Origin of the sequence: Nitrosomonas sp. (assembly GCA_016703745.1) — a bacterium.
In the GTDB taxonomy this organism is placed as follows: Bacteria; Pseudomonadota; Gammaproteobacteria; order Burkholderiales; family Nitrosomonadaceae; genus Nitrosomonas.
On sequence record JADJBK010000006.1, the window covers coordinates 1,988,307 to 2,003,537 of the forward strand.

13 protein-coding genes are annotated in these 15,231 nt (G+C 52.2%); 12 read left to right on the plus strand and 1 reads right to left on the minus strand.

Annotated features, from left to right (window positions below; genetic code table 11):
- The first annotated feature begins 33 nt into the window (after positions 1-33).
- From IPG31_10530 to IPG31_10565, 8 genes are all read left to right on the plus strand, one after another.
- Complete coding sequence (locus IPG31_10530) at positions 34-1,497, plus strand: efflux transporter outer membrane subunit (GenBank protein ID MBK6618761.1); 1,464 nt, start codon at positions 34-36, stop codon at positions 1,495-1,497.
- On the plus strand, positions 1,494-2,705 hold the full coding sequence (locus IPG31_10535) for an efflux RND transporter periplasmic adaptor subunit (protein ID MBK6618762.1): 1,212 nt from the start codon (positions 1,494-1,496) through the stop codon (positions 2,703-2,705). The genes IPG31_10530 and IPG31_10535 overlap by 4 nt, the downstream gene beginning before the upstream one ends.
- The gene (locus IPG31_10540; protein ID MBK6618763.1) at positions 2,702-5,809 is read left to right on the plus strand and encodes an efflux RND transporter permease subunit; all 3,108 of its coding nucleotides are present in this window, start codon (positions 2,702-2,704) and stop codon (positions 5,807-5,809) included. The genes IPG31_10535 and IPG31_10540 overlap by 4 nt, the downstream gene beginning before the upstream one ends.
- A 93-nt stretch (positions 5,810-5,902) precedes the next feature.
- The gene (locus tag IPG31_10545) at positions 5,903-6,409 is read left to right on the plus strand and encodes a sigma-70 family RNA polymerase sigma factor (protein ID MBK6618764.1); all 507 of its coding nucleotides are present in this window, start codon (positions 5,903-5,905) and stop codon (positions 6,407-6,409) included.
- 40 nt (positions 6,410-6,449) lie between these two features.
- Entirely contained in the window at positions 6,450-7,430 is a 981-nt protein-coding gene (locus IPG31_10550; GenBank protein MBK6618765.1) for a FecR domain-containing protein, read from the plus strand.
- Positions 7,431-7,658: 228 nt separating this feature from the next.
- Entirely contained in the window at positions 7,659-9,824 is a 2,166-nt protein-coding gene (locus IPG31_10555; protein ID MBK6618766.1) for a TonB-dependent receptor, read from the plus strand.
- A gap of 33 nt (positions 9,825-9,857) precedes the next feature.
- Entirely contained in the window at positions 9,858-10,052 is a 195-nt protein-coding gene (locus IPG31_10560; GenBank protein ID MBK6618767.1) for a TonB-dependent receptor, read from the plus strand.
- Between the two features lie 165 nt (positions 10,053-10,217).
- A complete protein-coding gene (locus IPG31_10565) occupies positions 10,218-11,519 on the plus strand; it encodes a PepSY domain-containing protein (GenBank protein ID MBK6618768.1) in 1,302 nt (433 codons plus the stop codon).
- A gap of 186 nt (positions 11,520-11,705) precedes the next feature.
- Here the strand turns inward: IPG31_10565 and IPG31_10570 are convergent, their stop codons facing one another.
- Entirely contained in the window at positions 11,706-11,996 is a 291-nt protein-coding gene (locus tag IPG31_10570) for a transposase (protein MBK6618769.1), read from the minus strand.
- A gap of 274 nt (positions 11,997-12,270) precedes the next feature.
- On the opposite strand from IPG31_10570, the gene IPG31_10575 reads away from it, so the two are divergent.
- The 4 genes from IPG31_10575 to ruvB are packed head-to-tail and all read left to right on the plus strand — an operon-like array spanning position 12,271 to position 15,231.
- Positions 12,271-13,002 (plus strand): YebC/PmpR family DNA-binding transcriptional regulator, encoded by a 732-nt coding sequence (locus IPG31_10575; protein ID MBK6618770.1) that lies wholly within the window; start codon positions 12,271-12,273, stop codon positions 13,000-13,002.
- A gap of 16 nt (positions 13,003-13,018) precedes the next feature.
- Entirely contained in the window at positions 13,019-13,543 is a 525-nt protein-coding gene (gene ruvC, locus IPG31_10580) for a crossover junction endodeoxyribonuclease RuvC (protein ID MBK6618771.1), read from the plus strand.
- Positions 13,540-14,124 carry a Holliday junction branch migration protein RuvA gene (ruvA, locus tag IPG31_10585; protein MBK6618772.1) on the plus strand — a complete coding sequence of 195 codons (585 nt, stop codon included), beginning with the start codon at positions 13,540-13,542 and terminating at the stop codon, positions 14,122-14,124. Before ruvC ends, ruvA begins: the two co-directional genes overlap by 4 nt.
- 12 nt (positions 14,125-14,136) lie before the next feature.
- Positions 14,137-15,231, plus strand: a complete 1,095-nt coding sequence (gene ruvB / locus IPG31_10590; protein ID MBK6618773.1) for a Holliday junction branch migration DNA helicase RuvB — start codon at positions 14,137-14,139, stop codon at positions 15,229-15,231.

The window sequence follows — 15,231 nt, forward strand, 5'->3', positions numbered from 1 at the left end:
ACTGCAAAAGAGTGTGACTATCGCTCCTGCAACATGACCTTTTTCCTTGTTATGGCATATTGTCTGGTTCGTATTTACGAAAACAATCCAGCCAAATGGCTGCTGCCGTTCGTTCTGCTGATTCTGACCAGTGGCTGCATGAGCACACCAGATCGGCACGCGGACAATCTCGCAATCCCGTTACCAAGCCAGTGGAGCAGTGGTGCGGCAAATTCAGGCCAATCCCATCCCCAGCAATGGGTTAAATCGTTTGATGACCCGGTGCTGAGTTTGCTGATCAGCGAGGCACTGGAAAACAATTTCGATCTCAAAACGGCTGCTGCCCGGGTGGAGGTTGCCATCGCGCAGGCCCGCATTGATGGTGCAGGGCTGTGGCCACAACTGGGTTTTGCACCGGGATACCAGCATACACAAGTGCGCAGCGCTGGCTTTGGTTCAGCACGCTTCGGCGTGTTTGAAGGGCTGTTTAATCTGAGCTGGGAAATCGATCTGTGGGGACGTATCCGCGCCTTCAGAGAAGCAGCCGTGCAGGAGATCCACGCCACACAGGCAGATTTCGAGTCAGCCAGACTATCGCTTGCGGCACGGGTGGGACAAACCTATTTTGTGTTGCTGGAGGCGCAGCAACAGATGCGGGTAGCCGCTCAATCAGTCACCGATCGCGGTACCATTGCCAGTCTGGTACAGGGACGCTTTGAGCGCGGGCTGGCGCGCGGACTCGACGTGCGTCTGGCGAGAACTGATCTGGCCAATGCTCGCTCACAACTGGCGCAGATGCAGAATCAGATGCAGCTTGCCACCCGTCAGTTGGAAATTTTATTGGGGCATTATCCTGCAGGGGTATTGCACAATGTTATCGCGGCTGCAGGCGAGACTGAGCCAGCTCAGGCAACGTATTCCCTGCCTGCTCCCCCTCCCGTTCTGCCAGCCGGATTACCCGCTGAACTGCTGGCCAGGCGCCCTGATGTCGCTGCCCTTTTTTCGCGTTTGCGCGCAGCCGATGCCCGATTGGAGAGTGCGACTAAACTGCTGCTGCCACGGATTTCCCTGACGGCATCGGGTGGGACGCGTGACAGTACATTGACAGAACTCGTCGATCCGCGCGCGGTAGTGTGGAATGTATTTGCCGGAGCGGTGCAGCCCTTGTTTACCGGCGGACGTATTCGCGGTGGAATTCAGCTCGCGCAGGCACGAGTGGATGAAATTTTCAATCACTATCAGAATATGACGCTCAATGCCTTCCGGGAAGTCGAGCAGACGCTGGCGGCCGAGGAATGGCTGCGTGCGCAGGAACAGGATTTACGCGAAGCGGTACGCCAGACCGAGGCCGCCCGTGAGCGGGCACTCTATTCCTACCGGCATGGTTTTATCCAGATCCTAACGCTGCTCGACAGCTTCCGCAGCACGTTAAACGCACAAAGTGCGCATCTCGCTGTGCAACGGCAATTATTGAACAATCGCATCAGTCTTTATCTCGCACTGGGGGGTGGCATTTGAGCAGCACCAGAATAATATGGCCGATCATCATTCTGCTGGTCGGCATCAGCATCGCGTTGGGGCTTATTTTCATCCGCCCTGAGCAACGTCCATCGGCACCCCCTGATAAATCGCCTGCATTACAGGTGATCCGCGCCGTTGCACAAACCTATACACCCGATGTGCGTTCGCAGGGCGTAGTCATGCCGCGCACGGAAATTGATCTGACCGTTGAAGTAACCGGGCGTATCACGGGTCTGCATCCCGCATTCATCAGTGGTGATATTTTTCGTAAGGGAGATGTGCTGGTGACGGTCGATCCACGTGATTATGATCACGCAATTATTAAGGCGCAGGCAGAAGTTGCGCAGGCAAAGCACCGCCTTGCCGTGGAGGAAGAAGAAGCGACGCAGGCACATTATGAATGGGAAGTGCTCGGTGGCGATAAACCAGCCACGCCGTTAATGTTGCGAGTGCCGCAACTCGCGGATGCACGCGCCAGACTGAAAGCAGCAGAATCGGATCTCGCGCAGGCACGGTTGCAACGCAACCGGTGTAACTGGCGAGCACCGTTTACTGGCCGTATTCGTAGTCATTCGGCAGGGCTGGGGCTATTCGTGCGTCCTGGTGATGGGGTGGCCAGGCTGTATGCCACAGATCGATTCGAAGTGCGCCTGCCGCTGTCGCTGGATCAACTGAACGTCATTGGCTGGCCGACTGGGCAAAGCAATGCACCTGATCCAACAGCAAAACAGTCTTCCCAGATTAATCCCATCGTCAATGCCCGTCCCAAGGCCGGGTTGACAGCACCGTTTGGTGACACGATCCAGCATTGGCAGGGGCATATCGTCCGTATCGAAGGCGCATTCAGTGAATCCACCGGCCTGCTGCATGCCGTGGTCGAGATTGATCCCACCCAGGAGGAGCAGACAAAAGCATTTCCTTTGTTGCCGGGATTGTTCGTACAGGCGGAGATTGCGGCGCGTCCACAACCGGGACTTTTTCAGCTGCCACGTGAAGCGCTGAGCGGTGACCGCAGTATTGCCCTGATCGATGCGGAAGGCGTGCTGCGTAATCAGCCAGTCAGACTGCATCAGATCGAAACCGATCACGCCTGGATCAGTGCCGGGATTGAAACCGGATCGCTGATCGTAACCCCTGCCCCGTCAAAGATGCTTATTGACAGTAAGCCGCGTTACCAGATTATCGACACCGGAACCATGCCGTGAGCGATTCACGTACTTCTGGCATTCTCGCCTGGTTTGCCGCTAATCCGATTGCCGCGAATCTGTTGATGGTCATTGTCCTGCTGGGTGGAATGATCAGCCTGCTGGAAATGGACAGACAGGCGTTTCCACGTTTTTCACCACCGTGGGTGACCCTGACTGCCCTTTATCCCGGTGCGGGTTCGGCTGAAGTCGAGGAAGGCGTGTGTATTCCGATCGAAGAGGTTATTCACGACCTTACCGGTATCAAGCAGATCAAGACAATGGCTACCGAAGGCAAATGTGAACTGCGGGTGCAGATTGAACAGGGGCACGACATGCAATCATTTGTCAGTGCGGTGCGGGCGCGCACCCAGTCATTGCGTAATCTGCCCAAAGCGGTCGAGCGGATCGAAATCGATGATGTCGGTTGGGAGACACCCGCCATCACGGTCGTGCTGCGTGGGCATGTGGATAAACTGCTGTTGCGACAACTGGCTGAGCAGGTGCGTGATGAGCTTGGTATGCTGGCAGGTGTCAAGCGTGCCTGGCTGTGGAACAAGGTGGCTTACGAGATCGCCGTTGAAATTCCGGCTGCGCGCTTGCGGCAACATCAGTTAACCCTTAACGAAGTCGCCGAAGCTATTCGCAGAGGATCGCTCGACCTGCCGGGCGGTGAGCTCAAGGCCGAATCCGGCGGTTTCCAGCTGCGTTCACGGTATACCGCCTATGATCGGGCCAGGCTGCTCGATCTTGTGGTACGTACGCATTCAGATGGCAGCGTGCTGCGATTGGGTGAACTGGCTCTGATCACCGATGGTTTTGCCGATCAGCGTTTTGACAACACCAGTGATGGTATACCGTCCGAGAGCATTTCGGTCGTGCCACGACATAACCTGGTCGAGGTGGCGGAAGTGGTCAAGGAACATATCGCCGAATTGAAGCGACAGCTTCCCGATGGTATCGAAGTTATCATCCGCCGCGATAATGCCCGCTCGTTCAACGAGCTGCTCGACCGGCTGCTGGCGATAGGCATGTCGGGTTTTCTTCTGGTACTGCTGGTGCTGGTGCTGTTTCTTGATACGCACACGGCTTTCTGGACGGCAGCGGGCGTGGTTTTCTCCTTTTTTGGCGCATTCTGGCTGTTGCCTGCTGTTGGGGTGAACCTGAATATGCTATCCCTGTTCGGCCTCGTGCTGGCAACCGGTGTCCTGGTTGATGACGCCATCATCGTCAGCGAACGCATCCACACCATTCAGCAGCGAGGGGGTTCGGCGCTGCGTGGTGCGATTCAAGGCGTGCGCGATGTTGCCGTGCCCGTCACGCTGGGGGTAGGTATTGCGCTGATCGCTTTCCTGCCCGGATTCTTTGTCACGCCGAGCTGGGCGACACAGTTCATGAAACCGGTCGCTGCTGTTATGCTCCTGACGCTGGTTTTTTCGCTGTTTGAATCACTGCTGATCTTACCTGCGCATCTGGCGGAGGCGCCGGCAGCCAGCAGTGACAAAAACCCGAAAACTGGCTGGCTTGCCCGAGTGCGCGCAACTCTCAATGCACGCCTTATGGCATTTGTCACCGATCGTTACCGACCGTTGCTGCAACATGCCATTCACTGGCACCACGCCACGCTGGCGGCATTTATTGCTGCATTGTTGATTGGCTACGCAGTGGTAGAGGGTGGCTATGTCGGCGTCAAACTGGAGGAAGACGTAAGCTATTCCGAATTTCACGTCCATCTACAACCACCGCCTGGCACGCCTTACGCCGAGATTCAGCAGCGCGTGCAGCAATTTCTCGATGCACTCGATGCCGTTGAACAGGAACTCAATCCCGAACCAACGCCGGAATTGCCGAAACTGATCGAAGGCATTGAAGTGGTGCTTGATGAGGTCGATCCGATGATTTACGTCGAATTCACGACCCCTGCGCGGCAGCGCTTTCATATCCGGGAAATCATCAAGAGCTGGTATAAGCATATCGGTGACATCGGCGATTTCCGTCCCGATTTTCACACGCCAACCGAAAAAGAACTGATCGATCTGGAAATCGAGCTGCGCGCGCAGGACCCGGCCACACTCAATGCGGCTGCTGACGCGATTAAAGAGAAAATTCTTGATTATCCTGGCATTGCCTATTTGAATGATTCACGCAAACCCGGCAAACCCGAGCTGCGCCTGCGGCTCAGGCCGGAGGGCGAGCGCCTGGGGCTGCACCTGAGAGATATGGCCGAACAGGTGCGGCAGGGTTATCTGGGAGAAGAAGCGCAACGCTTCATCCGCCATCGCGCGGAAGTCAAAATCCAAGTCCGCCATCCGATCGATGAACGCCGCTCGATCGAGCATCTGCTTGCGATGCCGGTCAGGTTGGCTAACGGCGATCAGGCCCCGCTTAGGACGCTCGCCGAAATTGATTTTGCACCAGGTTTCGGGGCATTGCAGCGTGCCGACCGCATGGGCGTAATTGCGCTGCATGTGCAACTCGTCAAATCCCCGCCGGTGAGCGCCCGGACGATCGAACAGGAACTGACCACGGAACTTTTCCCGGTGCTGGAACAGCGCTATCCCGGACTCGAAGTTTCGCGTGGTGAAGCTGCCGAGGAAGCCGACGAGATCATGCAGGATCTGAAACGTAATACTCTGATTGCGCTGGCCGTAATCTATCTGCTGCTTGCCGTGGGCTTCCGCTCCTACCTGCAACCCCTGCTGTTCCTGCTGGCCGTACCTGTCGCCTGGCTTGGTGCAGTATTCATTCACTGGGTAGTCGGCCTCAACTTTTCGTTTCAGTCACTGATCGGCATGATTGCCGCGAGCGGTATCGTCGTCAATGACAGCGTAGTGTTGCTGCATTTCATCCAGCGCAGTCGCGCCCAGCAGACGGACAGCCCACTGATCGAATTGATCTGCGCCGCCTGTATGGCGCGCTTTCGACCGATTCTGCTGGTCGCGCTGACCAGCATCGCTGGTTTTGCACCGATGTTATTCGAAACCAGCGAACAGGCTAAATTTCTGGTGCCGGTAACATTGTCACTGACGGCAGGGTTGACTTTCGGTATGCTCGCCACCCTGCTGCTGGTACCAGTGAGCTATGCTGTGCTGGCAGACATCCAGGCACGTTTTGGGGGGCGTTAACCGGGTGCGACAATTTGCCACATTCCCAAACAGCACTATTCCTACGATAATACGGTTTCAGTCGATTCTGACGAATATATTTTTGCACCGGACATGTCGCTACCGCATACGCTATTACTCACCGATTTCTACCACCTCTACCGCTCGCGCCTGATTGATAGCCTGGTTCGCCTGACCGGTTGTCGTGAAACTGCATCGGATCTGGCGCAGGATGCTTATATCCGGCTACTGACGCACTCGGATATCTCCGCCATTATCAATCTGCCTGCTTATCTTTTCGAGGTGGGGCACAATCTCGCCATGGATCTGCGGCGTAGTCCACTGGGCAGAGCAAAGTTTGTCCCGCTCGATGAAGATCTGCTGTGTCCCGCGCCCACGCCGGAGAAACTCGTAGAATTGCGCCAGCAGTGCCGCATTCTGCTCGATACCATTCTTTCGATACCGCCTGCCTGCCGCGATGTGTTTTTGCTGCGCAAGCTCGATGAGCTAAGTTACAGACAGATTGCCGCACGTCTGGAGATTTCAGAAAAAACGGTGCAGCGACGGCTAGTTCAGGCGATGCTGCACTGCCATCGCAACATGGGGCATCTGCTGACCTGACCCCATCCATTTTTTGTTTCATCCCTCCCTCGTCCATTCCATGCCCGTTTCTTCAATGCAGGAAAAATTGCTAAAACGGGCACTGGAATGGTTTTTTTTGCTGCAGTCGGAACACTGTAGCGATGAGGACAGACAACGTTTCGACCGTTGGTATCAGGCTAGCGAGGCTAATCGGGCCGCCTACCAGAATGCCGAAAAACTGTGGTCACAACTGGATCAACTCAAAAATGCAGCCGAACTTCCCGAGCTGTTCAGAACACGCCAGTCGCCCTACAAAAAAAGGGCGGTGCGTGCGCTTGGGATCAGCGTTCTATTGCTGGCTGCTTCTTTGTTGATTACAGCTGGCTGGAGCGAATATCAATCTGAAACACTGACTTATACTACCCGGCTTGGCGAGCGGCAGGAGATAATCCTGACTGACGGCAGCATGGTCAAACTCAATACAGATACTCGTCTACATGCCCGGATTTCGCTGTTATCGCGCACGCTGCAACTGGAGCGGGGAGAAGTCTGGTTTGATGTCCAGCACGAATGGTTGAGACCATTTATCGTTGAAACTGGGAAACTGAAGATTCGCGACATCGGCACACAATTCAATGTTCGTCTGGGCAATATTGGCCTGCAAAGCGAAACGAGTACGGTAGCCGTGTTGCAGGGTGCGGTCGAAATCAATGGAGAACGTCTGGGCGAAGGGTATCAGCATACCTACCGGAGTTTTCCTGATGGCAATCGCCAGATCGTGCAGCAGGTTATTGATATCGAGCAAGTCGAAGCCTGGCAGCATGATCGCCTGATCTTCCGCCAGACATCTCTGCATGATGTCGCCATTGAGCTGCAGCGCTACCACCCGATACGCTTTGTGTTTGCCGATACCGCCTTGGCGGATAAAACCATCAGCGGCAGTTTCGCCGCCAATGATCTCGCCCTGTTTCTCGAGGGTCTTGAAAAAATCCTACCGGTCAAAGTAACGCAAATTCCCAGAGAGCAATTAATTCGACTGGACTGGCGAAAGACACGCTAGCTCACAATACCAGCATGACCCAGATGGAACGCTGCTTAATCCGGGAGCCATCAACCAAAGCGATCCATTTCCCATAGTTCACTCCGCTGTAGACGAGCCACAGGATTACGGCGCTTGCACAGACAAAACGAAAAAAATAATTGACCAGTTCATGATCCGTCTCTCGTCTTATCAGGTGAAGGGCAAACTATATTGCTCATCGTTCATCCTCGACTCTGGAGAAAAATTATGCTGCCTCTGCTTCAAATTGTATTGCCCGTTTTACTGCTGTCATGGCTAACCAATCCTGTTCATGCGCAATCAACCTATTCATTTGATTTGCCCGCGCAACCGCTGTCCGTTACCCTGGACAATCTGGCCCAGGCCACGCAGACCAAGCTGCTTTATGCTGACAAAGCGGTGAAGGGCTTGACCGCCGCTCCGATTAAAGGACGGTATACCGTCGCGCAAGCACTCGACCAGGTGCTGGACAAACGCCGACTGGATTATGATCTGGTGGATAACAGCCTGATCGTGATCAAGCAGAAAAATTCGGAGCCGACCCCGTTGCCCGAGATTACGGTGACGAGTCCGATGGAACCGGATTCACTCTACAACACGAGCTACAAACGCGCTAATGCCAGCACGGCAACCAAGACCGATACGCCTATTATGGAAACGCCTTTTTCTATCCAGATCGTTCCGCGTCAGGTACTGCAAGACCGGCAGTCATTCAGGCTTGAAGACGCTTTGCGAAATGTCAGTGGCGTGTCCTTTCTTTCTCCAAGCACATTACCGCAAGATTCATCCGTCATTCGTGGATTCAGCACTAGCTCAACTTATCGCAACGGTGTTTTTTTTCCACTTAATAACTTCATTGAAATGGCCAACGTGGAGCGAGTAGAAGTACTGAAAGGCCCGGGTTCCATCCTGTTTGGCCGTGCTGATCCCGGGGGTATCATCAATACTGTCACCAAGCAGCCATTAGCAACACCTTATTATTCTTTGCAACAGCAGGCAGGCAGCTTTGATTTTTATCGTACTGCAGTGGATGCGACTGGCCCATTGACAGCAAATGGTGCCCTGCTTTACCGGATGAATCTGTCCTATGAGAATTCCGGATCATTTCAGGATGCAGCTGCACATCGGAAAACAGTCTTTTTCTCACCGGTTGTGAGATGGAATATCAGCCCACAAACACAGATCACAGCCGAGATGGAGTACCTGTCCTTCAATACTCCACAGCTCGGAGGAATTCCAATATTGGGAAACCGGCCAGCGCCGCTTCCTCGTAATGCGGTATCTCATGAGCCTCATTTCAACAAATGGGCGGGAGATCGTTATTTTGGTGGTATCAACTGGTCTCATCAGCTCAATGAAAACTGGCAGATCAGTAACCGGCTTTCTATTCATCATTACGATATCAGGCAGAACAAAGGTGTTTTTCCTTTTTCAGTCGCCACGCCAGATGGCGATATTGATCGATACGCAGTGTCTGCGCCATTTCGTCAAACCGATTATCAGAGCATGTTGAATCTCACCGGCAATATCACCACCGGCATGCTGGAGCATAAGCTACTGTTTGGGTACGATTATTATTATCAGGATTTTTTCCAGGCGAGCAGCATTTGTTGCCCATCCGACCCTGAACCATTCAATATTTTTAATCGCACTTTTTTGACTGTGCCACCAGATTCGATTGTCAATCCCAATCCGAATGATGTTTTTGGTAAAGCCGAAAGCACCACATCATGGCATGGCGCCTATTTCCAGGATCAGGTCAAATTGCCTTTCAACCTGCATGCCATGGGCGGTTTTCGTTACGACTATGCAACCAGCCGCGATAAAGTTGCTAATGAAACTACCGGAAAGGACGATCGCTTCTCTCCGCGCGGTGGTTTATTATGGCGGCCTGTAGAATGGTTATCGCTTTACGGCAGTTACACCGAGAATTTTGGCGTGTCCAATGGTATCGATTCAAATCGCAGAAAGCTGCCACCCGAAACCGCACAACAATGGGAAACCGGATTAAAAACCGAATTTTTTGGCGGGCGCCTGCGATCCACTTTCTCTTATTTTGAATTAACCAAACAGGGTATCGCGGTACCCGATCCCGGCAACCCTCGTTTCTCCAGAGCCATTGGTGAAGCAGAAACCCAGGGCATTGAATTAGATGTAGCCGGCGAAATATTGCCGGGATGGAATATCATTGCTACTTATAGCCATTTGCCATTTGCCAAAATAACTAAGGATCATGCATCGGTTTTTGATGAGAACGGAGACCCTGTCAGCACCAACTCAGGTAACGAAGGCAACCGCCTGCCGTTTGCTGCAAAACACATGGGCAGTTTGTGGAACACCTATGAATTTCGAAACGAGCTGCTGCGTGGGTTAAAGATTGGTGGTGGCATTTAGGCTACAGGAGAACGACAATCCAACGCAGAGAATATTGCGCAGTTACCCACATTTGTTATAGGCAATCTGATGGCCAGCTATCAGTTCAAAATGCGGCTGATGCGAATAACCGCTCAACTTAATATCCACAACGTATCTGATGAAAAATACTTTGAGAATGGCACTTCCTTTTCTGCACTGTATGGCGCACCGCGTACCTTTACGGGTATGCTAAGAATTGAACATTAGGAGCCGTGAAGAAATAATTATGGACAACTCCTTAGCATGTCGGACTTAAGACTTGCTTGATGCGCCTATGAGATAGTGGTGCATATTCTGTATTTTGGCAGGTATGCCTGCGTGTCCCTCATATCCATTTGACCCGTATCTGTAACGTAAAGTCCAGGAAGCTGCATGCGTCACTCTCTGATTCAGTTACACCGCTATGCCGGTCTGCTATTGGCGCCGTTTCTGGTGGTTGTCGGATTAACCGGCAGCCTGCTGGCATTTCATGATGAAATGGATCGCTGGTTGAATCCGGATTTATTAACGGTGCCGGTACCGGATTCAGTAGATGCCGCTCCTGCATTTGATTTATTTACACTGCATGAGCAGATCGGGCAGCGGGAGCCCCGAGCGCAGATCGACATAATCCGATTGCGACATGAAGCGGACAAAGTCTGGCACTTTTCCTTGCGGCCGCGTATCGATCCGGAAACGGGGAAACCATTCGAACTGCCATATACCGAGCTCTATATCAACCCTTATACCGGTGAGTCGACCGGTACACGCGTCTGGGGAGAGGCATCGCTCGCCAAAGAAAATATCATGCCATTTCTGTTCCGACTACACTATTCGCTGGCGATGCCGGAGCATCTTTTGATGTTTGGTGTCTATATTTTGGGAATAGCCGCGCTGCTCTGGTTTTTCGACTGTCTCACCGGATTTTATCTGACACTGCCTCCCGGAAAGAAACCGTTCAGCCCTGCCGATGTACAATCGAATCAACGGCAACAACACGCCTATTATTTCTGGCGGCGCTGGAAATCCGCCTGGCAGATCAAAGCCGGCCGTTTCAATTACGATCTACACCGCGCCGGCGGTTTATGGCTATGGCCGATGCTGCTGGTCATGGCCTGGTCATCAGTAGCCTTTAATCTGCATGCGGTTTATCAGCCAGTCATGAGTACGATACTGAATAAGCGTAATCTGGATGCAGCATTACCAACACGGGAAAATCCAGTTGAAACGCCCCGAGTGAACATGCGCACAGCACAGATACTTGGACGATCGATCATCGATGCGGTTTCGAAGCAACAAGGCTTTACGGTAGAACACGAAACATTCCTGCTTCTCGACCGGGAACGCGGTGTCTATTTTTATCACGTCAAAACCGATCAGGAGCTGGGTGGTAAATACGGCGAAACAGTCGTCGCGCTGGATGCTGACACAGGCACATTAAAGCTGCTCATCACACTGAATGACGATTCTGTCGGTGATGTTGTTCACCGCTGGATTACCTGGCTGCATACCGCGCGGGTTTTCGGCCTGCCGATGCAGATTCTGATCTGCATGACGGGCCTGATCGTTGTAACGCTTTCCATAACCGGCGCTGTCATCTGGTGGCGCAAAAGGGCTTCCGGGCGGCGGCATCAGGCAAAACTGAAATCTCGGTTTTCCAGAGAATCGGGAACCACGCACAAGTTAAAATCATAAGACCTGTAATCGCCGCCACCGCACAGGATTACTGACTACCGGATTGAATCGCATCCACCCTCGCAATTTTCTTTGATGCACTCAAACGTGGCTCTGAAATCCAAAAAATCAGGTAACTCTGCCTGGAAAAGCAAAAATTGCTCCCACGATCGATCTCTTGGTGAATTCCATTATTTCCGGCTAATTCTACTTTGTCAGATTACTCCAAAGCCATTTCCGTCGGGTGGAAGACTGTTTGGCACTGAGTCTCCTCTGATGCCGCTTATGAATAATTTCAGCCAGCTCTTCGGCCGTAAGCTGCCTTCGAGGCAGCATATACTTGCTTTGATAATGCTGACATTCCTCAGGTATTGCGACCTTATCGCAGCGATCCGTATCGCTCACCCAATGTTCCGGCAAATACAGGCGTGCATCAATCAAACTGGCCATGCCGTTCTGGCACAAGCTGGCAAACACGCCCACCTGACAGTTGTCCACCTTGCCATCCGGGTGGCTGATTTTAGAGGCATTAACAATCTTGAGGTTTCGTTACCTTGCATAACTAAAAAAACGCTATACCGCCAGATTTTGGCTTTAAAAGTTCAGGGTGTTAAATAAAATAAGGCAAGAATAAAAAATACTGACGCGAGACATGGACAGGCAAGGAGACATGGATTTTTAGAGGTGCCCTATCGTGATATCCAGACATATTCTTTATACAATGCTTGACGGATGGTAGCATTATCCTTTTTTACAAAAACCGAGGAAACTGATGGCCGGTCATAGCAAATGGGCGAATATCAAGCATAAAAAAGCCGCACAGGATGCCAAGCGTGGAAAAATATTTACTCGCTTGATCAAGGAAATCACAATCGCAGCGCGACTCGGCGGAGGAGATATCAGCAGCAATCCACGATTACGGCTGGCAGTGGACAAGGCCTACGAGCACAACATGCCTAAGGACAACGTTGAGCGCGCGATCAAGCGTGGTTGTGGCGAACTCGAAGGTGTCAGCTATGAAGAGATACGTTATGAAGGCTATGGGATCGCTGGTGCGGCAGTCATAGTGGATTGCATGACGGATAATCGCGTCAGAACCGTGGCGGATGTGCGTCATGCCTTTACCAAGCATGGCGGTAATCTTGGTACGGATGGCTCGGTTGCCTATTTGTTCAAGCATTGTGGCCAGCTTTTATTCGCACCAGGTACGGACGAGTCGAAATTGTTCGACGTGGCACTGGATGCTGGTGCGGAAGATGTTGTCACTCACGATGATGGCAGCATCGAAGTAGCAACCGACCCAATCATGTTTGCCGCCATTAAGGAAAAAATCGACCACTCGGGTCTCAAGGCGGAGCTGGCAGAAGTTACCTGGAAACCTGACACTGAAATTGCATTGACCGGTGATAACGCAATTAAAATGCAGAAGCTGCTGGATGCTCTTGAAGATATTGATGATGTTCAGAATATTTATACCAATGCCGTAATGGACGACGAAATCTAACCTAATCGGAGCAAGTATTCGTATCCTTGGTATTGACCCTGGTTTGCGCATTACGGGTTTTGGCGTAATCGATTATATTGACGGACAAATCGTCTATATAGGCAGTGGCTGCGTAACGACCACGGGCACCTCGCTGCCACAGCGCCTGAAAGTTATTCTTGATGGACTGGATGAAATCATCCGGAAATATTGCCCCGAACAGGTAGCTGTTGAACAGGTATTTGTTAATATCAACCCACAGTCAACCTTATTGCTTGGTCAGGCGCGTGGAGCAGCAATCTGCGCTGCAGTACAGCACGAATTATCCGTAGCAGAATATACCGCCCTGCAAATTAAACAGGCCGTCGTTGGTAATGGCCATGCCCACAAGGAGCAAGTTCAAGAAATGGTGATGCGTCTACTGGAACTGACCGGGCGACCTCGCCCTGATGCGGCTGATGCTCTGGCATGTGCGATTTGTCATGCTCATGGCAGCACCAACCTTGCTGGCAGTGCGCTATCGCTCCGATCTCCCCGCATGAGGCGAGGTAGACGTTCATGATTGGACGCATAAGTGGCTTGCTGCTTGAAAAACATCCGCCATTGGTGTTGGTCGATGTACAAGGCGTGGGTTACGAGATCAATGTACCGATGAGTACATTGTGCCAATTGCCTGCGATTGGCGAAAAAATCACATTGCAGACACATTTGATTGTGCGCGAAGATGCCCACATATTGTTTGGATTTGCGGCTGAAAGTGAGCGCGTTTTGTTCCGCCAATTGAACAAAATATCGGGCATCGGTGCCAGAACTGCATTGGCTATTTTGTCCGGGATGAGTGTTGCCGATCTGTGTCAGGCAGTTGCTCTGCAGGATGGCGCATGGCTGACCAGAATTCCCGGCATTGGCAAAAAGACCGCAGAGCGTTTATTACTGGAACTGCGTGATAAGCTTGATTCAAATCTAATTCAGCCTGATGTAACGACGATTTCACAAGGAATTGACAAGGACATTCTCAACGCCCTGTTATCGCTGGGCTATAATGCCCGTGAGGCTAACATGGCAGTTAAGCAGTTGCCTGAGGCTGTCGCGGTATCTGATGGCATCATGCAGGCATTGCAGTATCTATCCAAACCCAAGTAATACAATCTGATCATGATCGAACCGGATAGAATCATTTCCACTTCCTCCCTTTCTCCTCGCGAAGAAGCGCTGGAACGCGCTTTGCGCCCCAATCAACTCGATGAGTATGTCGGGCAGGAGAAAATACGTGAGCAACTGCAAATCTTTATCGCAGCTGCACGGCAACGTCAGGAAGCACTCGATCATGTGTTGCTGTTTGGCCCGCCTGGCTTGGGAAAAACTACGCTTGCCCATATTATTGCTCGTGAAATGGGTGTCAATCTGCGTCACACGTCCGGTCCGGTGCTGGAACGCGCAGGTGATCTGGCGGCATTACTAACCAATCTACAACCCAACGATGTGCTGTTTATTGACGAAATTCACCGTTTATCACCTATCGTTGAAGAAATTCTCTATCCGGCAATGGAGGATTATCAGCTCGACATTATGATTGGTGAAGGCCCTGCGGCACGATCGGTCAAGATCGATCTACCACCTTTTACTCTGGTGGGAGCAACGACCCGTGCGGGTATGCTGACCAATCCATTACGTGACCGCTTTGGCATAGTTTCCCGATTAGAGTTTTATACCGCTGACGAGCTCACCAGAATTGTGGCGCGCTCGGCCAGATTGCTTGAAATTATCACCGCAGATGACGGTGCAATGGAAATTGCCCGCCGCTCACGCGGCACACCGCGTATTGCTAATCGTTTACTGCGTCGCGTTCGTGATTTTGCACAGGTCAAGGCAAATGGCGTCATCGACAGTCAGGTAGCCGATGCCGCGCTCCGTATGCTCGATGTGGATGCGATCGGGCTGGATGTGCTTGACAGAAAATTGTTGCTGGCAGTCATGGAAAAATTTGGCGGAGGCCCAGTCGGCGTAGATAACCTGGCTTCTGCCATCAGTGAAGAGCGAGACACTATCGAAGAAGTTCTGGAACCCTACCTGATCCAGCAGGGATTTCTGCAACGTACTCCTCGCGGTCGGATTGCAACAGCGGCCACCTATCAACATTTTAATCTGCTTCCGGTTGCGCACTCCCAGCAATTAAGCCTGTTTGCTCATCATATCCCCGCTGATGAAACGGCTACTGACGAATCCCTTATCCAATCGACTCCAGAATAA

Coding starts and splice junctions, on each gene's coding strand:
- IPG31_10565 (MBK6618768.1), top strand. CDS start 10,218: ATGCGTCACTCTCTGATTCAGTTACACCGCTATGCCGGTCTGCTATTG.
- IPG31_10575 (MBK6618770.1), top strand. CDS start 12,271: ATGGCCGGTCATAGCAAATGGGCGAATATCAAGCATAAAAAAGCCGCA.
- ruvB (MBK6618773.1), top strand. CDS start 14,137: ATGATCGAACCGGATAGAATCATTTCCACTTCCTCCCTTTCTCCTCGC.
- IPG31_10530 (MBK6618761.1), top strand. CDS start 34: ATGACCTTTTTCCTTGTTATGGCATATTGTCTGGTTCGTATTTACGAA.
- ruvA (MBK6618772.1), top strand. CDS start 13,540: ATGATTGGACGCATAAGTGGCTTGCTGCTTGAAAAACATCCGCCATTG.
- IPG31_10555 (MBK6618766.1), top strand. CDS start 7,659: ATGCTGCCTCTGCTTCAAATTGTATTGCCCGTTTTACTGCTGTCATGG.
- IPG31_10550 (MBK6618765.1), top strand. CDS start 6,450: ATGCCCGTTTCTTCAATGCAGGAAAAATTGCTAAAACGGGCACTGGAA.
- IPG31_10545 (MBK6618764.1), top strand. CDS start 5,903: ATGTCGCTACCGCATACGCTATTACTCACCGATTTCTACCACCTCTAC.